The sequence below is a fragment of the Xanthomonas sp. BRIP62415 genome (genome assembly GCF_003993515.1).
GTDB classification, from domain to species: Bacteria; Pseudomonadota; Gammaproteobacteria; order Xanthomonadales; family Xanthomonadaceae; genus Xanthomonas; species Xanthomonas euroxanthea.
On sequence record NZ_QEZH01000023.1, the window covers coordinates 775,070 to 795,325 of the forward strand.

A 20,256-nucleotide genomic window follows, 5' to 3' on the forward strand; every position below is an offset into this window, starting at 1 on the left:
GGTCTCAGGCTGCACGCTGCGCTCCAGCGTCTACACTAGCTGCCTCTTCGTCTTCTGGATGGCTTCCATGTCGCTCGCGCGCCGCATTCCCTTGCTGGTCTGCCTGACCCTTGCCCTGAACGCCACCCCGGCCCTGGCACAGCGCGCGGTGCAGGGCGACCTGCAGTCGCAGATGAGCGCCGAACAGTTCAAGGCCGCCGGCCTGGACAAGCTCGATGCCGGCGAACTGGCCGCGCTCAACGACTGGCTGCAGGGCAAGGTCGCCAAGGAAGCTGCGGTCGTGGTCGAACAGGCCAAGGAAGCCGGCCGCCAGGAAGTGATCGTCAAGAACCGCGGCTTCTTCGATTTCGGCAGCAAGGAGCCGATCGAGAGCAACATCGTTGGCGAGTTCAAGGGTTTTTCGACCGGGCGCGTCTACACGCTCGCCAATGGCCAGGACTGGGAGCAGACCGACGCCGCCACGTTGTCGGGCGTGCGCAAGACCGCGCCCAAGGTCAAGATCAAGCCGGGTCTGGTCGGCGTGTGGTATCTGCAGATCGAGGGCTACAACACCCAGGCCAAGGTCCGCCGGATCAAGTAAGCCCGACCGGGCACCGCGCGGCCCGCCAGCGGGCTGGCGCACCCACGCCGCTGGGAGAACACGCATGCGGTCGATGACACGTTGCAGCCTGGTGTTGCTGGCGTCGCTGGGCTGGTTTGCAGGTGCTGCGCCTGCAGGCGCGGCCCCTGCAGCCGCCCTGTCAGCGCAGCAGTGCGCCGACGCACCCGAGGTCGGCATCGACCAGGCGCTGGTGTGCTATCACGATGCCATCGAACGCCAGCCGCTGGTCTACCGGCGTGTGGCCACCCGCACGGTGGCCGGCGTCGAGCGGCGCGATTACCTGCTGACCTCGCAGCAATGGTCGCCCGGGGCACTGGTGCAGCCGGCCAGCTGGCAACACGATGTCGCGATCTATGTCCCCACGGATGCGCTGCCGACGCGTGCACTGTTGCTCTCCACCAATGGCACCCGTCATCCAGCCGATGGCGGCGCGCCGCAGCCGCCCAGCGAATTGCCACCCGAGGCCCTGGCGGCGCTGGCAAAGCGCAGCCGCACCGTGGTGATCGCGCTGGGCGATATCCCCAGCCAGGCGCTGACCTATCGCAACGACGGCACGCCGCGCCGCGAAGACGACAGCGTCGCCTACAGCTGGTCGCTGTTTCTGGCATCGCCGCAGCAACGCAAGACCCTGCCGCTGCATGTGCCGATGGCCGCCGCCATCGCGCGCACCATGAGCCTGGCCGAACGCGAGTTGGCACCGTTGCAGATTCATCGCTTCATCCTTGCCGGCGCCTCCAAGCGTGGCTGGGCGAGCTGGCATGCCACCATCGCCGACGCGCGCGTGGAGGCCGTGGTGCCGCTGGTGATCGACATCCTCAACATGCCGGCAGTGCTCGAGCACATGTACCGGAGCTATGGCGGCAACTGGCCGATCGCATTCAATGCCTACGCCAGGCAGGGCATCACCTCGCAGCTGCACACGCCGGCCTTTGCGCAACTGGTGCAACTGCAGGACCCGCTGCATTATCTGCACACGCCGCAGCGCAAACGCCTGGCCGTGCCCAAGTACATCGTCAATGCCAGTGGCGACGATTTTTTCCTGCCGGACAACACGCAGTTCTTCTACAACGCGCTGCCCGGCAGCAAGGCGCTGCGCATGGTGCCCAACAGCGCGCATAACGGCATCCGCGCCTTCATCGTCGACAGCCTGGTGCCCTTCGTGACCCGGCTGCAGCAGCAACGCGCGCTGCCAAAGGTGCGCGATTCGCTGCGCGCAGGCGAACACCCGCAGCTCCGCTTCCACTCCTCCGAGCGCCCTGCGCAGTTGCGCCTGTGGCAGGCGAGCAACCCGGTGGCGCGCGACTTCCGCCATGCCTGCGGCATTCGCTACAGCGCCACGCCGATCACGCCTGCACGCGGCAACACCGTGTTGGTACCGGTACGGATGCCCGAGGCCGGCTGGAGCGCGTACTTCATCGAGGCCACCTACGCGGACGGCTTCGTCGCCACCAGCCAGACCTATGTGCTCGGCAAGCAGCAGTACCCGACGCAGGCGCCACCCACCGACGGCGCGGCCTGCAGCACCTTGCCGGGCGCTGCCTCTACGGCAGCCGCGCGCCGACTGGGCGACTCCGCCGACAGCTGACAACCAGGCTGTCGGTATCGAATGTCGATGTCGATGTCGATGTCACGATGGTCCAGTCCCCGGATGGCGACAAGCGCCACCGTCGCAGGCCAGCAGTGGCCGATGCGCGCCTTCCGCACTGCGCAATCACCTCTGCTCAGACAGCGCTGAATCGGGCGATCCCGCACTTGAGCCTGCCAGCAAGATCGATCCAACCCGACTGAACCATTGACATCGTTGTCACCAACTCCTACACAGGCCCTACTCGCCGGTTGCATTGGCCGACCGGACGAACCCAAAGGACTGCACGTGGCTGCGACTTCGCGTTCTGCTCTCGCTACCGGCCTGCCCACCACACCGGTTGCCACCGGCTTCATCGCGGCCGACGTCGGTGGTACGCATGTGCGGGTCGGCCACATCGCGCAGGCGGACAACGCTGCAGCCGAGCTGGCGCATTACCGCACCTACCGCTGCGCCGAACACGCCAGTCTGGACGCCATCCTTGCCGACTTCCTGCAGACCGGACGCGATGTCGAAGCCGTGGTGATCGCCAGTGCCGGGGTCGCACTGGACGATGGCAGCTTCATCAGCAACAACCTGCCGTGGACGATTTCGCCTGGCCGCATGCGCGCCGCGCTCGCCGTGCCCAGCGTGCACCTGGTCAACGATTTCGAAGCGGTGGCCTACGCCGCCCCCTTGATGGAGCAACGCGCCGCGCTGCAACTGAGCGGGCCGACCCCGCGGCATGCGCGCGCCACCGGCCCGATCCTGGTGGTCGGCCCCGGCACCGGGCTGGGTGCGGCGGTCTGGATCGACGCCAGGCCGCGGCCGATCGTGCTCGCCACCGAAGCCGGCCAGGTCGCCCTGGCCAGCAACGACGAGATGGAACTGCAGGTGCTGCGGATCCTGCTGCGTGGCGAGCGCTATCTGCCACTCGAGCATGTGCTGTCCGGGCCCGGCCTGCTGCACCTGTACAACGCCGCGTGCGAACTGCATGGCGCCACCCCGCGCCATCGGCTGCCGGCCGCGATCACGCACGCCGCGCTGCACGAAGACGATGCGCTGGCACGCGAGTGCCTGCAGATCTTCTGCGCCGTGCTGGGCAGCGCGGTCGGTGACATGGCGCTGGCCTACGGCGCGGCCGGTGGCATCTATCTGGCCGGCGGCTTCTTGCCGACGATCGGGCCGTTCCTGCAGAACAGCGCTTTCCGCGAACGCTTTCTGGCCAAGGGCCGCATGCGCGCGGTGCTCGAACGCATCCCGGTCAAGCTGGTCGAGCACGGGCAACTGGGCGTGCTTGGCGCGGCCAACTGGTATCTGCAACACCACGCTGACCTGTCGTAAGCGATCCACCACGCGCTCGGTCCCGAGCGCGCGTCTGCAAGACCCCGCATCCGGCGAGCAGCAGCCCGCCGTCCTTCCCTGTGCGTGATGAGGAGAGACATCATGAAATACAGCATCACCCTGCTGCCCAGCGCGATCGCGTTGTCGCTGGCATTCACTGCGCAAGCCCAGGACACGGTCGACCGCCAGGCCACCGACCTGGATGCCGTGCAGGTGGTCGGGATCCGTGCCAGCCTGGAAAAATCGCTCGATACCAAACGCAACAACGCCGGCATTTCCGAAGCGATCACCGCCGAAGACATCGGCAAGTTTCCAAGCACCAACGTGGCCGAGGCGCTGTCGCAGATTCCCGGCGTCACCCTGGACCGGCGCTTTGGCCAGGGCGAGCGGGTCAGCATCGACGGCACCGACCCCAGCCTCAATCTGTCCTTCCTGGACGGCCACCCGGTGGCGCAGGCGATCTGGCTCTACGGCGAGCAGCCCAGCCGCGGATTCGACTACACCTTGCTGGCGCCGCAGATCCTGGGCCGTGCGGAAATCCTTAAATCCTCCGAAGCACGCCTGACCGAGGGCAGCCTGGGTGGCACGGTGCTGATGCACACCCGGCAGCCGCTGGACCTGGACGTCAACGAGGTAGCCGCCTCCGTCGGCTACAGCTACAGCGCACAGCCCAGCGAAGGAAAACCGAATGCCGCGCTGCTGTATAGCTGGAAAAACGCGGCCGACACCTTCGGCATCGCGGTATCGGCGCAGCATTACGAAGAGCGTGTCGATCGCCGCGGCATGGAAGTGTTCGGCTATGCACCCGCCAGCACATTTGCCAATGCCGCAGGCGGCGTGCCCGCCGATGCGGACGTGCCCAACTCGATCAACGCGGCCTGGTTCCAGCAGGATCGCGAGCGCGACAGCGCCGTGGTCAACCTGCAGCTCAAGCCCAGCGAGGCGCTGGAATTCAACCTCAGCGGCCTGTACATCAACGAGAACTTCGACAACTACAACCAGTCGATGTACAGCTTCCTGACCTGGAATGCCGGCACGGTGGCGGCAGTGGATCAACTCGGCGGCCTGCGCAACGGCGTGGTGACCAGCGGGCATTCCGGCGCCAATGCCGACCCGCTCGGCGGCACCGTGATCTACGACAACAACGTGCGCGAATCGGAAGTCACCACCAAGGGCCTGGACCTGCGCGGCGCGTTTCGCGGCGATGGCTGGGGAGTGAATGGGCAGGTGGGCCAAAGCAGATCCGAGAACAAGGATCTGTCGCAGTACTTCATCGAGCCGTTCTACAACGGCGGCTTCAGCTGGGACACGCGGCGCGGTATCCGCTTCGACGACCCGGCGCGTGCGCGCGATCCGGCCAACTGGGGCTCGGCCGGCGGCTGGTTCGGCAATAACGGCATCTTTTCCACTGAAAGCAAGGACACCTATGGCCAACTCGATCTGAATCTGCAGTTCGACAGCGTGTTCAATCAATTGCTGCTGGGCGTGCGTCATGGCAAGCACGAGGAGCGCTTCGAGCTCAACGTCTATGGCGGCGTGACGCCAGGCACGCTGGCCGATGTGGGCACCATCGGGCTCACCGACCTGCAGGAGTTCCATCCCGACCACGGCCGGCATGTGCAGGCAGGCCGCAACAATGTGCTGGACTGGATCCGCAACAGCCCGGTCGACTACGGCGCGCCGGACCCGGCCAGCTACCTCAACAACACCTGGGCGCTGCAGCAGACCAATAACGCCGCCTATGCCCAGCTGAATTTCTCCGGCGGCGGCCTGCGCGGCAATCTCGGGCTGCGTTATGTCGATTCAAAAACCGAGGGCAGCGGCTTCGTCTACAGCGGCACGCCCACCCTGCAGAACGCCGACAGCCTGTGGCAGACCCGCACGCGCAAGGAGGATTTCCTGCTGCCCTCGCTCACGCTGGCCTACGAGGCTGCCGACGATTGGGTGTTCCGGTTTGCCGCGGCCAAGGTGATCGCCTGGGCGCCGTACAACCAGATGGTCAACAACACCTTCCTCAACGACACCACCTTGACCGGCAGCGGCGGCAACGCGGAGTTGTCGCCCTACGAATCGTGGAATTTCAACCTGTCGGCCGAGTACTACTTCGCGCAGCAATCGGTGGTGGCCTGGTCGGTGTTCTACAAGAAGATCGACAACTACATCGATACCAGCGCCAGCGTGGAACGCCAGTACAACGCGCTACGCGATACCGCGCCGCAAAGCTGGGCGCAGTTGCTCGGCAGCAACGGTTGCACCGCCGATGGCTACTGCGATTACAGCATCCAGCGGCCACGCAACGCCGGCGATGGCAAGGTCAAGGGCTTCAACATCGCATTCCAGCAGCCGTTCGGCGACAGCGGCTTTGGCCTGACCGCCAACTACACCTACGCCAATGGGCAGAACAACACCGGCGACGCGCTGCCCTACCAGTCGCGCAACAGCGTGGCAGTCAGCCCGTACTACGAAAAGGGCCCGCTCAACGCGCGGCTGACCTACAACTGGCGCGACAGCTACCTGGCCGGCGGTTACGTGGCCGGCGCCGCGCCGGCAAGCGTGGATGACTATGCCGAACTCGGCGCAAGCATCGGCTATGCGTTCAGTCCGAACTGGTCGTTGCAGATCGACGCGCAGAACCTGCTGGACGAGCAATACCTGCAGTATCTCGGCGACACCGACCACCTGGCCGGTCGCTACAGGAGTGGGCGCCGCTATATGGCGAGCCTGCACATGAAGTTCTAGCAGCGGCTGCCAAAACGGCTGCGCTCACAGCCAGGCGAGCGCGGCCCGTGCTCGGAATCGGCACGTACACCTCGTACACGCCGGTTCCGGGCGCGCCGTCCATGCCCAGCCGGCCACTGGCCGCTATGTTTCGTTGGTGGCTTCAAGCGCAGCGCGCGGCATGAGCAACCCGTTGATGGCAGGACCTGCGCTGATGCAGCGCGCTGGTGATGACGGCAAGCCGTCGTCACCAGCGCCAGCACCACTCAGTTGCGCAACGCCGCCACCCGCTGCGACAACTTCTTCGCCGACACGCCCGATTTGGCCCCCAGTTCCTGCGCAAACACCGACACGCGCAATTCCTCCAGATCCCAGCGCAGCGACTGCCATTCATCACGTTGCTGCAACCCACGCGCGGCCGCCTGGTCCAATGCATCCACGAACGGCTTGAGTTCGAGCATGCGCGCCTGGTCGCGGGCCGGATCGCGTTTGGCACGCTCGGTCCGCAGGATCATCGCCTTGAGATAGCGCGGATAACTGGCCAGTGCCTCGGCCGGTGTTTCGCGCAGGAAGCCGGCATGCACCAGCGCGCGCAGCTGCTGTTCCATATCGTCCAGGTTGCCGCGCGCCCAGCCCATCAACGGCGCCTCCAGCAGCGGCTTGAGTTCGGCCACGGCGCCAAGGATGCTTTCGGCCAGCGTCAGCCGTTCCATCGCCTCGCCGAACAGGCGCTTGCCGGCCTCGTCGCGGCGCTGCGCAAAGGCACCGGGGTCGCGTATCGCGCCCAGGCCATCGGCCAGCACCGCGTTGAGCGCGGCATCGACCAGATCGCCGCGCAGACGCTCCTGCGATTCGATCGCCGCGTACAGCAGGCCGGTCTTGGGCGACACCGGCAGTTGCTTGCGCGCCTGCTTGATCTTGTCGGCCAGCGCGATTTCCAGCAGCCGGCGCACGCCGCGCGGATGCGCCTGCACCGCTTCGTTGCGGTCGGCGAAAATGCGCAGCGCCGCGTCTTCGCCCTGGTCCACCAGCGCCGGATACGCCGGCACGCCGGCCTCGCCGGCCACCTGTTCGGGAATCGGCGTGGATGGAAAATCGCGCAAGCCCTCGGCCGCCAGCGCGCGCCCCGCACGTGCGGCGAAGGCCTGGCCGGCACGCTCGCCAAAGCGTGCGCGCAATCCGTCCAGGTCGCGCGACTCGGCCAGTACCTTGCCGTCGTCATCGCGCAGGCGCAGGTTCATCAGCAGATGCGTGTCCAGCGACTCTTCGTCGAAATCCAGCGCCGCCACCTGCGTGCCGGTGGCCTTGGTCAGGAAGCGCGCCAGCTCGCCACGGATAGCGTCGGCCGAGGCGATGCTGTAAGCCTCGTAGAACGCGCGCCCGAAATCCGGCGCCGGCACATAGTTGCGCCGCTGCGCCTTGGGCAGGCTGCGGATCAGGGCCGATGCCTTGTCGGCGACGAAGCCCGGCGCCAGCCACGACAGCCGCGCCGGATCCAGCGCATTGAGCAGGTGCAGCGGCACATCCAGCGTCACCCCGTCATCGATGGCGCCCGGCTCGAAGCGGTAATGCAACGGCAGCCGCGCATCGCCCAGCGGGAAATACTTCGGAAACCGGTCGGCCTCGCTGCCTTCGCCGGGCAACAGGTCGTTCAACGTCCAGTGCAGGCTGCGGCGCTTGTCCGGCGGCAGGGTCTTCCACCATGCATCCAGCCCGCTGGCCGAGTGCAGCTCGGCCGGGATGCGATCCAGATACCAGCGCGCCTGCCAGTCTTCGTCGGCGACGATGCCGGCACGACGCAGCTTGGCTTCTTCCTCGCGCGCCTGCTCCAGCACCTTGAGGTTGTCGGCGATGAACGCCGCACGCGTATTGATCTCGCCGGTGACCAGGCCCTGGCGCACGAACAGGTCGTGTGCGCCGGCCGGATCGATCTTGCCGAAGTGGACCGGCTTTTTCGGCGCCAGCACCAGGCCGAACAGGCTGATCTGCTCGGATGCCACCACCTGCCCCTGCGCACGCGACCAATGCGGGTCGAAATGCTTGCGTGCCAGCAGATGCCCCAGCTCGGCGATCGCCCAGTCCGGCTCGATCGCGGCATTGGTCATGCCCCAGACTTTTTGCGTATCCAGCAGCGTGGCGGCCAGCATCCACGGCGGCGGCTTGCGTGCCAGTGCCGAGCCGGGAAACGGCACGAACCGGCGCTGCCGCGCGGCGAGAAAATCGCCTTTTTCGGTGCGATGGCCGATCTGCGTGGGCAGGCCGGCCAACAGCGCACGATGCAGGGCCTGATACGCCGCCGCGCGTTCGCGCTCGCTGATGCGTGCCGAGGCCTCGGCAACGTCGGCCTGCTTGCCGGCTGCGGCGGACGTGGCTTGCGCAGGTGGCGCATTTGGATCCGGCTTGCCTTCACGCGCCAGCCGCGCAGCGCGATGCAACTGCCCGCGCGTCGGCCGGTTGGCGTTGTGCCCGTCCTCGCGCGCAGGCGCGCTGGCACCTGCCAGCAATGGCGCCAGCATCGCAGCGGCCGGCTCCTCGCTCCACCCCAGCTCCTCGCACAACAGGCGCAGCTGCCGATGCAGCTCACGCCATTCGCGCATGCGCAGGAACCCGAGGAAATGCCGGTTGCACCAATCGCGCAACTTGGACTGGGTGAGATCCTCGTGCACCTGCCGGTACGCCTCCCACAACCGCAGGATGCCGACGAATTCAGAGCGTGCATCGGCAAACAGCGCATGCGCGTTGTCGGCCGCCTCGCGTGCTTCGGGCGGGCGCTCGCGCGGATCCTGGATACCCAGGAACGCGGCGATGATGATCATCTCGCGCAGGCAGCCGTGCTGTTGCGCAGCCACCAGCATGCGCGCCAGCTTGACGTCCACCGGCAGGCGCGCCATCTGCCGGCCGATGGCGGTGAGGCGCCGATTGGCATCGATCGCGCCCAGCTCCAGCAACTGCTGCCAGCCGTCAGCGACTGCGCGTTCGTCCGGCGCTTCCAGGAACGGGAACTCCTCGATCCGCCCCAGCCCCAGTTGCAGCATGCGCAGGATCACGCCCGACAAGGACGAGCGGCGGATTTCCGGGTCGGTGAATGCCGGCCGCGCGGCAAAATCCGCTTCGGCATACAGGCGGTAGCAGATGCCTTCGGCAATGCGGCCGCAGCGGCCCATGCGCTGGTTGGCGCTGGCCTGCGAGATCGGCTCGATATGCAGGCGGTCCAGCTTCTGGCGCGGGCTGTAGCGCTTGATCCGCGCAAAGCCCGGATCCACCACATAACGGATGCGCGGCACCGTCAGCGAGGTTTCGGCCACGTTGGTGGCCAGCACCAGGCGCCGGCGCGGCCCCGGGTTGAACACGCGGTCCTGGTCGGCCGCCGACAGCCGCGCGTACAGCGGCACCACTTCGGTTTCGCGGTACTTGCGCCGTTCCAGCGCCTGGTGCGCATCGCGGATCTCGCGCTCGCCGGGCAGGAACATCAGCACGTCGCCACGCGGATCGATGCGGGTGATCTCGTCGATCGCCGCCACGATCGCATCGTTGACGGTGCGCTCGCCATCGCGGCCATTGCCACGCTCGCCGTCGCCGTCGTCGGCCTCGCCTTCGAGGGGCCGGTAGCGCACCTCGACCGGGAAGGTCCGGCCTTCCACGTCGATCACCGGCGCGTTGTCGAAATGCCGGGCGAAGCGCTCGGTGTCGATGGTGGCCGAGGTGACGATCAACTTCAGATCGGAGCGCTTGTGCAGCAGCTGCTTGAGATAGCCGAGCAAAAAATCGATGTTGAGGCTGCGCTCGTGCGCCTCGTCCACGATGATGGTGTCGTAGGCCGACAACCAGCGGTCGCTGGCGATCTCGGCCAGCAGGATGCCGTCGGTCATGAACTTGATCCGCGACTGCTCGCCGACCCGGTCGGTAAAGCGCACCTGGAAACCCACCGTGGTGCCCAGCGGCGTCTTCAGCTCCTCGGCCACGCGCGCGGCCACCGCCCGCGCGGCGATCCGGCGTGGCTGGGTGCAGCCGATCATGCCGGCCGCGCCGCGCCCGGCCGCCAGACACAGCTTGGGCAGCTGGGTGGTCTTGCCCGAGCCGGTCTCGCCGGCGATGACGACGACCTGATGGTCGCGGATCAGCGCGATGATGCGCTCGGCCTCGCGCGCGATCGGCAGTTGCTCGTCCAGCGTGATGGCCGGCTGCTGCTCGGCACGCGCCTGGCGTTGCGCCTGCGAAGCCGCCAGCGCCTGCTCGAAGGCCTCGCGCACCTGCGGGTTGCCGGGCTTGCCCTGCCAGCGCGACCATAGACCGAGCAACCGGCCACGGTCGCGGCTCATCGCGCCATCGACGGCGCGGCGGCGCTCACGCAAGGTGTTGGCAAGGTCGGTGTCGATAGCGCTCATTGATCGAAAAATGTGAAAGATTGAATGACAGCAGATCCTTTAGCCTGTCTATTGTGACCCGATATCTGTTTCCTCAGGAGGACCATTCCCATGTCCAAGAAAAAGAACGCCAACAAGCCCGTCGTCATCAATGAAGCATTGGACGCACTGCCGGTCGCCGCAGCATCGGCACCACACATCGATATCGGGATCAAGGACGGTGATCGCAAGCAGATCTCCGACGGTCTGGCCCGCTACATGGCTGACGCCTTCACCCTGTACCTGAAGACCCACAACTTCCACTGGAATGTCACCGGGTCGATGTTCAACTCGCTGCACACCATGTTCGAGACCCAGTACACCGAGCAGTGGGCGGCGCTGGACGAAGTGGCCGAGCGCATCCGCGCCCTGGGCTACAACGCACCGGGCTCCTACAGCGAGTTCGTCGCCCTGACCTCGATCCCTGAAGAACAGGGGCTGAGCGACAGTGCCGACTGGCGTGAAATGGTGCGCCAGCTGGTCAGCGGCAACGAAGCGGTCTGCCGCACCGCGCGCAAGGTGCTGGGCACCGCCGACGACGCCGGCGACGACCCGACCGTGGACCTGCTGACCCAGCGCCTGCAGACCCACGAGAAGTACGCCTGGATGCTGCGCTCGCTGCTGCAGTAACCCCTGGGCCTCGCCCCTGCGGGTGTGCCCAAGGTTTCGCTGCGCCGAAACCTTGGGCCCCTGCTCCATCGCCGGCCACACCCCGCGCCTTCGGCGCGCCCCTGACTCGGCGGGTTGCGGCCCTCTCCGCGTCGCGAAACATGTCCCCCGGCATTCACATCGCGGCAATCCCCGACGCACCGTCGCGCAACACCGCCCGCCTGACACCGGCCAGGGCTTGACCCGCGCGGTATCCTAGGCGGATGTCTTCCCCCGCCCACGAACTGCTCAGCCGCGTCTTCGGTTACGACGACTTCCGCGGCCCACAGCAAGCCATTGTCGAACACGTCGCGGCAGGCAACGATGCCCTGGTGCTGATGCCCACCGGCGGCGGCAAGTCGCTGTGCTACCAGGTGCCGGCGCTGTTGCGCGACGGTATCGGCATTGTGGTCTCGCCGCTGATCGCACTGATGCAGGATCAGGTCGAGGCCTTGCGCCAGCTCGGCGTGCGCGCCGAATTCCTCAATTCCACGCTGGACGCGGAAAACGCCCAGCGGGTCGAACGTGCGTTGCTGTCCGGCGACCTTGACCTGCTCTACGTCGCGCCGGAGCGTCTGCTGACCCAGCGCTTCCTGTCCCTGCTGGAACGCAGCCGCATCGCGCTGTTTGCCATCGACGAGGCGCATTGCGTCTCGCAATGGGGCCACGATTTCCGCCCCGAGTACCGCCAGCTCACCGTCTTGCACGAACGCTGGCCGCATATCCCGCGCATGGCCTTGACCGCCACCGCCGATCCGCCGACCCAGCGCGAGATCGCCGAACGCCTGGATCTGGTCGACGCACGCCACTTCGTCAGCTCCTTCGACCGCCCCAACATCCGCTACACCGTGGTGCAGAAGGACAACGCGCGCAAGCAGCTGCAGGAGTTCCTGGGCCGTCACCGCGGCTCGGCCGGCATCGTCTACGCGATGTCGCGGCGCAAGGTGGAAGAGACCGCGCAGTATCTGTGCTCGCAGGGCTTCAACGCCCTGCCCTACCACGCCGGCCTGCCGGCCGAGGTGCGTGCGGAAAACCAGCGCCGCTTCCTGCGCGAGGACGGCATCATCATGGCCGCCACGATCGCCTTCGGCATGGGCATCGACAAGCCGGACGTGCGCTTCGTGGCGCATGTGGATCTGCCCAAGTCGCTGGAAGGCTACTACCAGGAGACCGGCCGCGCCGGCCGCGATGGCGACCCGGCCGAGGCCTGGCTTTGCTACGGCCTGGGCGATGTGGTGCTGCTCAAGCAGATGATCGAACAGGGCGAAGCGGCCGAGGAGCGCAAGCGGCTGGAGCGCGCCAAGCTCGATCACCTGCTCGGCTACTGCGAATCGATGCAATGCCGCCGCCAGGTGCTGCTGGCCGGCTTCGGCGAGACCTATCCCAAACCCTGCGGCAACTGCGACAACTGCCTGACGCCTGCTGCCGCCTGGGATGCCACCGTGGCCTCGCAGAAGGCGCTCAGCTGCGTGTACCGCAGCGGGCAACGCTTCGGTGTCGGCCACCTGATCGACATCCTGCGCGGCAGCGAGAACGAGCGCATCAAGCAGCTCGGCCACGACCAGCTGAGCACCTACGGCATCGGCCGCGACCTGGACGAGCGCACCTGGCGCGGGGTGTTCCGCCAGCTGGTGGCGGCCAGCCTGCTGGAGGTCGACAGCGAAGGCCACGGCGGCCTGCGCCTGACCGACGCCAGCCGCCAGGTGCTCAAGGGCGAGCGCCAGGTGATGATGCGCCGCGAGAACCCGGCTGCCGGGCGCGAGCGCAGCGCGCAACGCACCGGCCTGCCGGTGCAGCCGCAGGACCTGGTGCTGTTCAACGCCCTGCGCGGCCTGCGCGCGGAGCTGGCCAAGGAGCAGAACGTGCCGGCCTTCGTGATCTTCCACGACAGCACGCTGCGCAATATCGCCGAACAGCGGCCCACCAGCATCGACGCACTCTCGCGTGTCGGCGGTATCGGCGGCGGCAAACTCGCCCGCTACGGGGCGCAATTGATCGAGATCGTGCGCGAGCAGGGCTGATGCAGCAGCGTGTGCCATCGCGGTGACGGCGCCGGCATGAAAAACCGCGCGATCGACAGCGCGCATTCAATCAGCCGTTGCTAGTTTCACAAGACGATCTGGCACGCGCTGTCAGTCCCTCCTGGTAGAGTCCATCCGATGAAACGCAGCCTGCTTCTCCTGGCCACTCTGTTTGCCGCCGGCAGCGCGCTCGCCCAGGCCGGCGAGCGCAGCGCCGAGCCAGGGTCGGCGCAGTCGCTGGACCTGAGCGTTCCGCAAGCCCCGGTGCAGTACCGCTCCGACCCCGCGTACAGCACCGACCCGCCGGGCACCTTCTACGGCGACAAGAGCGGCCCCAAGCCTGCGCTGACCCGCCCCAGCGCGGCCTCGCTTGCGGCCGAACGCGCCGAACAATGCCAGGGCAAGCTGCATGGCGCGGTCGAAACCGGCATGGGCTACTCCAACCGCGGCGGCAACAGCAACTGGCAGGCGGTCAACCTGAACTCCTGCAAGACCTATTACGACGATGACGGCAAGGCGCATCAGATCGGCGTCAGCATCAGTGTCGGGCGCGGCGAAGGCCCGCTGTTCGGGCCGCGCTACGGCCCCGGCGGCTATGGTCCTGGCCCGTTCGGCTGGTAACCGTACGGCTCCGTCTGCGTTGACAGAGGGTTCACTGCCGCATCGCTGAGAATGTGGCCTGCCTTACGAGACGTGCTCATGTCACAGAACAAGGAACGGCCAGTTGTATTCGTCGTCGAAGATGGCGATGGCACCCGACAACTCAGCTGCCTTGTGCTGGAAAGCTATGGTTTTACCTGCCGCAGCGCCGGCTCGGTCGAAGAGGCCCTGGCCCTGATCGAAAGCGATCCGCGCGTCGATGTGCTGTTTTCCGACATCCATTTCCCGGGTGGCCTGACCGGCGTGGATCTGGCGCTCAAGACTGCGCACGCCCCCTACAACCTGCCCGTGCTGCTCACCTCCGGGCTGGCGGTGGAGTATGTGGAAGAGATCCTGCCGGATGGCGTGGCGTTCCTCGAAAAGCCCTATACCCCCGAGCAATTGCTGAGCGCGATCCGCAGCGTGATGGCCAAGCACCGGATACTTCCCACTCCGGTCGCCTGACGTAGAGGGTCGCGACTGGACGGCGACCCACAATCCCGGTATGAAGTGGCGGCCGACGCGATGCGTCGGCAACGGGGATTGACCACGACACGGTTGTGCCAGGGACGCGGCGCCATGCCCGCCTGGCCCGACCATGCCTTACGCCAGGGGACAACATGAAACACCTAGTGACCGCAGCCATGGCCATGGCTGCGTTGAGCGGTTGCGCGACGGTCATGAACGACGCGACCCAGCCCATCCGAGTGGATACCAAGACCGCCGATGGGCACCTCATCGCTGGCGCCGACTGCGCCCTCAGCAACGACAAGGGTCGGTTCACCCTGAAGTCCGGGCAGACCGTGCAGGTACGCCGGTCCTCGCGCGACCTGGAAGTCAGCTGCGTGCTGCCCGGTCAGCGCAAGGCCGCCGGTCGTTCCATCTCGCGCGCCAACATCGGGATCTGGGGCAACATCCTGATCGGCGGCGCGATCGGCGCCATCGTCGATCACAGCAAGGGCACCGGCTACACCTACCCGAGCTGGATCCAGCTGGTATTCGGACAGACGCTGAGCTTCGACCGCCACCGCGAGGACCGCGGCCAGCCGTTACAGGGCGACAACGCACACGTCGCGGCAACCGCCTCCGGCACCGAAAGTACACCCGGCGAAGCCGTCACGCTGCCGCTGGCAGGCGAGGTCGCCCCGCCTGCGCTGGCCGGCACAGCAGCACCGGCCAGCAAGGTCGCAGCCACGGTTGCGCCCGCAGGCCCGGCGATGTCCACCGAATCGGCCAGCACACGCGCCCAGGGCATCAGCAGCGGCCTGAATTGCGGCACGGTGCAGGCACACAGCGCCACGCGTTTCACCGCCGCCTGCAGTGGCGGCAGTACGGTGCAGATCGACTGCGCCGGCTTCCGCTGCAGCGCGACCTTCCCCTGACCTGACACGGCTGCGCTCGGGGACGAGCGCAGCCCGACGGCTTGACGATCGTCGGGGTTGACCCGACACGCTGTCGGCGCAGTCCCGATTTACGTGCCGCACGCCCCATTTAAACTGCAGCCACCGGACGCGAGGCCTGTTGGGCCGTTCAACTCGCGAGGCGCTGAGCACGCCCCCCGCCGGAACATCGCCGGCGCCTGGGTCGTGGTTGGTCGTCCCCCAGCATGGATGCGCGCGCCTTTCAGGCGAAGAAGTCAGTCGTGCGCACGCACAGCGGCTCGCTCGAGTGCGCCGTCGAACCATCTGATAGGCATGCGACCACTGCGCCTGCGCTCCAGCGGACGTGACGAGATTCCCGAACCTGCAGCTGGATCCGTGCCGATATCCGCCTTGGCTGAGCTTGCGCGACGCCGTCGGATGCATTGGTTTGCCAGCCTCTCCCTAGCAGGTGGCTGGTCGCTGCTGTTCCTGCGCTTCCGGCTGCAGACCTGTCAGCTTGCCGCCGGCAGGCGAACACGTGCTCAGTCGCGCCTGTATTGCAGCCGCTGCGTCGGCAGGCAGATGCACGCGAGCGCGCTTGCAGCCGTCGCGCGCGCTTGCGGGGCCAGGCGACGCGGCGCGGTTGCGCGCGGCCGATGCAGCGTATTTCACGCCATCAAGCAGGCCGCTCGCTAGGCTGACGTCAGTGCAGCACTCGGCTGCGAAGATTTTCAGGAAATTCCCATGGGCGACAATTCGTTTCTGTCACCGGCCTTCATCATTCTGGTCATCGGCGTGATTGCCGTTGTGTTCTGGCTGGTGACGCGCGCCAAGAAAAAACGCAACAAGAAGTAAGCCACGAACCAGGCGACCTCGGCATCGGGATGCGCAACGCAGCTTGCGCTCACCGCGCAATCGCAGTGCATTGCCGAGCGCGCAAGACTCGGCCGACGCGCGTCGCTATTGCCCGGCACGGTCGCTACGTTTTACGTGCGGGCCTGACAGCGCATCAATGCCGCAATGGCCTGAACAACGGCGCCGGGCAGTGACACCGCCATGGTGCGGTTACGCAATGCTTGCTGCATACATGTCGGCAGCAGCGGCATGCCGCCGCATGGCAGCCACGCGCATCCAACACGTGCTGCCCGTCAGAAACGCTCGCCTGTCGGCAGATAGCGCCATTGGCCGATGGCCAGCTTGCCCAGCGACACGCGGCCCACGCGCAGGCGCCGGATGCTGACCACCTCCAGCCCGACCTCACCGCACATGTAATGCAGCTGGCCGGGTTGCACGTGCTTGATCGCAAAGCGCAGACGCTCCTCGTTCTGCCAGCTCACCTTGCACGGCGACAGGCTGCGCTGCTGATACACCAAGCCATGCGCAAGCCGCGCCATGCCATATGGGCGCAGCTCCCCGCGCACCTCCACCAGGAATTCCTGTTCGATGGAGGTGGCGTCGGCGCTGAGCCTGCGCAGGACGCGGCCATCCTGGCTCAGTACCAGCAAACCGCTCGCCGCGTCCTCCAACGGCAGCGGCGCGTGCAGACGCAGGAAGTGCCGCTTGAGCACACGCATCTCGAGCTGGTCCAGGGCGCTGCGCGTTTCCACGGTGGCCAGTGCCAGCGCCGCCTCGGCGCTCATGCCTGCCGGTTTGTGCAGCAGCAGCGTGGCAGGCTCGGCAGGTTCGAGCACGGCGTTTTCCGCCAGCGTCACCTGCGCCGCGGTCGCCAAGGCTTGCGGCTCTTCGACCACGACCCCGTCCACACTGACCCAGCCGCCCTCGATGTATTGCTGCGCCTCTCCACGCGAGCAGCCAAACCGCGCGGCCACGCATTTATCGAGACGGATCGGATCGGACATCGGGCGGGCTCGGCTTCAGGGGACGGCAGTGTACGTGCTGGGTCGACGGATGCGTGAGGCCGGCTTCTGCGCTGCCCGACAAAGTGGGAAACTGGGCGCTCACACAGGAGATTGCAGATGTTCATCAAGTTTGGCAGCACCCGGGTCCGCCTCAACCACATCTCCGTCATCAGCGATCCCTTCAATGCAGGCGAAAACTTCGGATCGTATTGCCACTCGGTCCGGGTCGGCCTGCTCTCCGGCGAGGAAATCTTTGCACGCTTCAATACTGAAAGCGGCGCCGAGCAGCTTCATGCCGAGGTACTCGCTGCGCTGGAAGGTTGAGCGCAAGAGCCACAGTGCCGCCACGCGCGCGATGCGCGCTGCCGCACCAGCAGCCGGCCATGCCGGCTTGCAAGGTGCACATGGCAAGGCCCGTGTCGCATGGCATCAGAGTAGATCGCATCGCCGGAACACGCCGCTGCACAAGCACCGGCGCTTACCAAAGACAAGCGGATTGCAGGTATTGCGATACATAGCGGATGCGATGCTGTCAAAGCATCCGCTGCGCTCAAGGGGGTCGCCACCTGTCGGTGAAACGTCGGAAAATCGTTCTGCGGTTGGCATGCTTCGATCCAGCGATAACGCCACAAACACGCAGTGCATGCACGGGTGTCAGGCCGCTGCGGACGGCTGTCGGGAAATTTCTTCCGCACGATGAATTCAATCTAAGTCATTTCAGATACGTACCTTTAGCTCGTCGCGATCCGGCCGTTAGCTGGGCAAGACGCTCTGGTGGATGACCCATTCATCGAGCCCCTCAGCTGCACTACCTGGATGCGGTAATGAATACATATCTGCAACGCCTCAATGTCGGCCGTCGCCTGGGCATGGCCTTTGGCATCTTGATCCTATTGTCGGGCCTGCTTGTTGCGACTGGCCTGGTCACCATGTCCAACGCCCGTTTCGAGCTGGATACCATCGTCAACAGCAACATGGAGAAGATCCAGCTGTCCTCGGAAATGCTCGACGCCAATACCAATGTGGCGATCGGCCTGCGCGACATCGTGATGGTGTCCGGCGATGCCGCCAACCGCCGCAGCATGGAGATGATCGAAAAAAACCGTGCACGCTACAAGGAGGCGCATGACGCACTGACGGCCTTACCGAGCAGCGCCCCTGAAAAGAACGCGCTCCAGCTGCTGCAGGAAAAGCGCGACGTGTCGGTGAAGTTCAACAACCAGATTCTCCAGTACGGCATTCACGACCAGAACCAGCAAGCGCAGGATTTGCTGCAGGGCGACGCCGCCGTGGCGATGGACGCACAGCAGGCGGCCATCCGCGCCAATGCCGAGCTGGAGCGCCGGCTCAGCAAGGAAGCCTATCAAACCGCCGTTGCCTCGATGCATCGTGGCAAGGTCATCCTGGCCAGTGGTGGCATCACCGCGCTGGCCATCAGTGCACTGCTGGCCTGGTTGATCACCCGCAGCCTGACCCAGCCGCTCAGCCAGGCCACACGCACTGCAGAGGCCATTGCAGCCGGCAACCTGCACAACGATGTGCACACCAGCGCCAACGACGAAACCGGCCGCCTGCTCAAGGCCATGGACAAGATGCAGCTGCAGCTGCGTAACCTGATCACCGCGCAAACCGACATGGCCAGGCATCACGACAACGGCCAGATCAGCTTCCGTATCGATGCGGCGGCCTTCCCGGGCGACTACGGGCGCATGGCCAACGACACCAACCTGCTGGTTGCCTCGCATGTGGCAGTGCAGACCGATCTGGCACGCATCATGGGGCGGTATGCCGTCGGCGAACTCTCCGAAGACATGCAGCCGCTGCCCGGCGAAAAGGCCGTTTTCAGCGACACCATGTCGCAGGTCAAGCTCAACCTGTCGGCGATGAATCACCAGATCAAGCATCTCGCCCAGGCCGCGGCCAATGGCGACTTCAGCGCGCGCGGCGATGCCGAGCATTTCCAGTTCGACTTCCGCATCATGGTCGAAAGCCTCAACCACCTGATGTCCACGGCCGACGGCAACCTGCAGTCGCTGTCGTCGTTGCTGCAGTCCATCGCCGCGGGTGACCTCACCGCACGCATGAGTGGCGAATTCCGCGGCGTATTCGCACAGATGCGCGATGACGCCAACGCCACGGCCAACCAGCTGGCGCAGATCGTCGGCAACATCCAGCAATCGGCCGTGTCGATCAACTCCGCGGCCAGCGAAATCGCCGCCGGCAACCAGGACCTGTCGCAACGGACCGAACAGCAGGCGGCCAATCTCGAAGAAACCGCAGCATCAATGGAGGAACTCACCTCCACCGTCAGGCAGAATGCCGAAAGCGCACGCCAAGCCAATCAGCTGGCGATCGGCGCCGCACGCGTTGCCTCGCAAGGGGGCGAAGTGGTCGGCAAGGTCGTGGACACCATGAGCGGTATCGAGGCCTCGTCAAGGAAGATCGCCGACATCATCAGCGTCATCGACGGCATCGCCTTCCAGACCAATATCCTGGCCTTGAACGCGGCAGTGGAAGCCGCACGTGCCGGCGAACAGGGGCGCGGCTTTGCCGTGGTGGCCTCGGAGGTACGCACGCTCGCGCAGCGTTCCTCCGGCGCCGCCAAGGAGATCAAGGACCTCATCGACGACTCGGTGCAACGCGTGGCCGAGGGCTCGGCATTGGTGCACAGCGCCGGCGAGACCATGGGCGAGGTAGTGGCCAGCGTGCAACGTGTCACCGACATCATGGGCGAGATTTCTGCAGCCTCCCAGGAGCAGTCGGCCGGCATCGAGCAGGTTAACCAGACCATCACGCATATGGACGAAACCACGCAGCAGAACGCCGCACTGGTGGAAGAAGCCACTGCTGCCGCGCGTGCGATGGAAGAGCAGGCGGTGCAGCTCACCGATGCGGTGGCGATCTTCAAGATCGACGCACGGCAGACGCGGCAGCACGCAGCGGCACCGGTCGCAAAGCTGCTGAGCAAGGCCCGCCACGCCTGAGCCAGCGGTCGGCACTGCGCCATGGCGAGGTCGCATTGCGCGGCTCGCCTCACGCAGCGCGGCAGCACCTTGAGGCGCCCTTCTGCCGCGCGCCGCACCGTGCCGGTGCGGCCG

The 20,256-nt window shown here is 66.2% G+C and carries 13 protein-coding genes and 1 other RNA gene; 12 read left to right on the forward strand and 2 right to left on the reverse strand.

From position 1 onward, the window contains the following. Window positions 1-67 precede the first annotated feature (67 nt). The 5 genes from EO141_RS11110 to EO141_RS11130 all read left to right on the forward strand — a co-directional run bounded on the left by EO141_RS11110 (window position 68) and on the right by EO141_RS11130 (window position 6,387). Window positions 68-580, forward strand: coding sequence for a hypothetical protein (locus EO141_RS11110; RefSeq protein WP_104584661.1), 513 nt, complete (start codon window positions 68-70; stop codon window positions 578-580). 64 nt (window positions 581-644) lie between these two features. Continuing rightward, window positions 645-2,186 carry a PhoPQ-activated protein PqaA family protein gene (locus tag EO141_RS11115; RefSeq protein WP_127169190.1) on the forward strand — a complete coding sequence of 514 codons (1,542 nt, stop codon included), beginning with the start codon at window positions 645-647 and terminating at the stop codon, window positions 2,184-2,186. A 288-nt stretch (window positions 2,187-2,474) separates the two neighbouring features. After that, window positions 2,475-3,509 (forward strand): glucokinase family protein, encoded by a 1,035-nt coding sequence (locus EO141_RS11120; RefSeq protein WP_127169191.1) that lies wholly within the window; start codon window positions 2,475-2,477, stop codon window positions 3,507-3,509. 102 nt (window positions 3,510-3,611) lie between these two features. Then, window positions 3,612-6,248 (forward strand): TonB-dependent receptor, encoded by a 2,637-nt coding sequence (locus EO141_RS11125; RefSeq protein WP_127169192.1) that lies wholly within the window; start codon window positions 3,612-3,614, stop codon window positions 6,246-6,248. 62 nt (window positions 6,249-6,310) lie between these two features. After that, window positions 6,311-6,387: non-coding RNA, sX9 sRNA (locus tag EO141_RS11130), on the forward strand. Window positions 6,388-6,493: 106 nt separating this feature from the next. Here EO141_RS11130 and hrpA read toward each other — a convergent pair. After that, complete coding sequence (gene hrpA / locus EO141_RS11135; protein ID WP_127169193.1) at window positions 6,494-10,612, reverse strand: ATP-dependent RNA helicase HrpA; 4,119 nt, start codon at window positions 10,610-10,612, stop codon at window positions 6,494-6,496. 90 nt (window positions 10,613-10,702) lie between these two features. Here hrpA and EO141_RS11140 point away from each other — a divergent pair, with 90 nt between their 5' ends. The 5 genes from EO141_RS11140 to EO141_RS11160 all read left to right on the forward strand — a co-directional run bounded on the left by EO141_RS11140 (window position 10,703) and on the right by EO141_RS11160 (window position 15,320). Next, window positions 10,703-11,260 carry a Dps family protein gene (locus tag EO141_RS11140; protein ID WP_102580821.1) on the forward strand — a complete coding sequence of 186 codons (558 nt, stop codon included), beginning with the start codon at window positions 10,703-10,705 and terminating at the stop codon, window positions 11,258-11,260. Window positions 11,261-11,502: 242 nt separating this feature from the next. Continuing rightward, complete coding sequence (gene recQ, locus EO141_RS11145) at window positions 11,503-13,299, forward strand: DNA helicase RecQ (RefSeq protein ID WP_024939934.1); 1,797 nt, start codon at window positions 11,503-11,505, stop codon at window positions 13,297-13,299. A 138-nt stretch (window positions 13,300-13,437) separates the two neighbouring features. After that, the gene (locus EO141_RS11150) at window positions 13,438-13,920 is read left to right on the forward strand and encodes a hypothetical protein (RefSeq protein ID WP_104584671.1); all 483 of its coding nucleotides are present in this window, start codon (window positions 13,438-13,440) and stop codon (window positions 13,918-13,920) included. A 78-nt stretch (window positions 13,921-13,998) separates the two neighbouring features. Further along, window positions 13,999-14,403, forward strand: coding sequence for a response regulator (locus tag EO141_RS11155; RefSeq protein WP_104584674.1), 405 nt, complete (start codon window positions 13,999-14,001; stop codon window positions 14,401-14,403). 242 nt (window positions 14,404-14,645) lie between these two features. Then, window positions 14,646-15,320, forward strand: coding sequence for a hypothetical protein (locus EO141_RS11160; RefSeq protein WP_241236649.1), 675 nt, complete (start codon window positions 14,646-14,648; stop codon window positions 15,318-15,320). 1,127 nt (window positions 15,321-16,447) lie between these two features. On the opposite strand, the gene EO141_RS11170 is transcribed toward EO141_RS11160, so the two are convergent. Further along, a complete protein-coding gene (locus EO141_RS11170) occupies window positions 16,448-17,158 on the reverse strand; it encodes an rRNA pseudouridine synthase (RefSeq protein ID WP_127169195.1) in 711 nt (236 codons plus the stop codon). A gap of 117 nt (window positions 17,159-17,275) precedes the next feature. Here EO141_RS11170 and EO141_RS11175 point away from each other — a divergent pair, with 117 nt between their 5' ends. Together EO141_RS11175 and EO141_RS11180 are read left to right on the forward strand one after the other, a co-directional pair. Continuing rightward, window positions 17,276-17,482: a hypothetical protein gene (locus tag EO141_RS11175; RefSeq protein WP_104584680.1), complete on the forward strand. Its 207-nt coding sequence runs from the start codon at window positions 17,276-17,278 to the stop codon at window positions 17,480-17,482. A 500-nt stretch (window positions 17,483-17,982) separates the two neighbouring features. Then, window positions 17,983-20,142, forward strand: coding sequence for a methyl-accepting chemotaxis protein (locus EO141_RS11180; RefSeq protein ID WP_127169196.1), 2,160 nt, complete (start codon window positions 17,983-17,985; stop codon window positions 20,140-20,142). Window positions 20,143-20,256: the final 114 nt, after the last annotated feature.

Coding starts and splice junctions, on each gene's coding strand:
- EO141_RS11110 (WP_104584661.1), top strand. CDS start 68: ATGTCGCTCGCGCGCCGCATTCCCTTGCTGGTCTGCCTGACCCTTGCC.
- EO141_RS11115 (WP_127169190.1), top strand. CDS start 645: ATGCGGTCGATGACACGTTGCAGCCTGGTGTTGCTGGCGTCGCTGGGC.
- EO141_RS11125 (WP_127169192.1), top strand. CDS start 3,612: ATGAAATACAGCATCACCCTGCTGCCCAGCGCGATCGCGTTGTCGCTG.
- hrpA (WP_127169193.1), bottom strand. CDS start 10,612: ATGAGCGCTATCGACACCGACCTTGCCAACACCTTGCGTGAGCGCCGC.
- EO141_RS11140 (WP_102580821.1), top strand. CDS start 10,703: ATGTCCAAGAAAAAGAACGCCAACAAGCCCGTCGTCATCAATGAAGCA.
- recQ (WP_024939934.1), top strand. CDS start 11,503: ATGTCTTCCCCCGCCCACGAACTGCTCAGCCGCGTCTTCGGTTACGAC.
- EO141_RS11150 (WP_104584671.1), top strand. CDS start 13,438: ATGAAACGCAGCCTGCTTCTCCTGGCCACTCTGTTTGCCGCCGGCAGC.
- EO141_RS11155 (WP_104584674.1), top strand. CDS start 13,999: ATGTCACAGAACAAGGAACGGCCAGTTGTATTCGTCGTCGAAGATGGC.
- EO141_RS11170 (WP_127169195.1), bottom strand. CDS start 17,158: ATGTCCGATCCGATCCGTCTCGATAAATGCGTGGCCGCGCGGTTTGGC.
- EO141_RS11175 (WP_104584680.1), top strand. CDS start 17,276: ATGTTCATCAAGTTTGGCAGCACCCGGGTCCGCCTCAACCACATCTCC.
- EO141_RS11180 (WP_127169196.1), top strand. CDS start 17,983: ATGAATACATATCTGCAACGCCTCAATGTCGGCCGTCGCCTGGGCATG.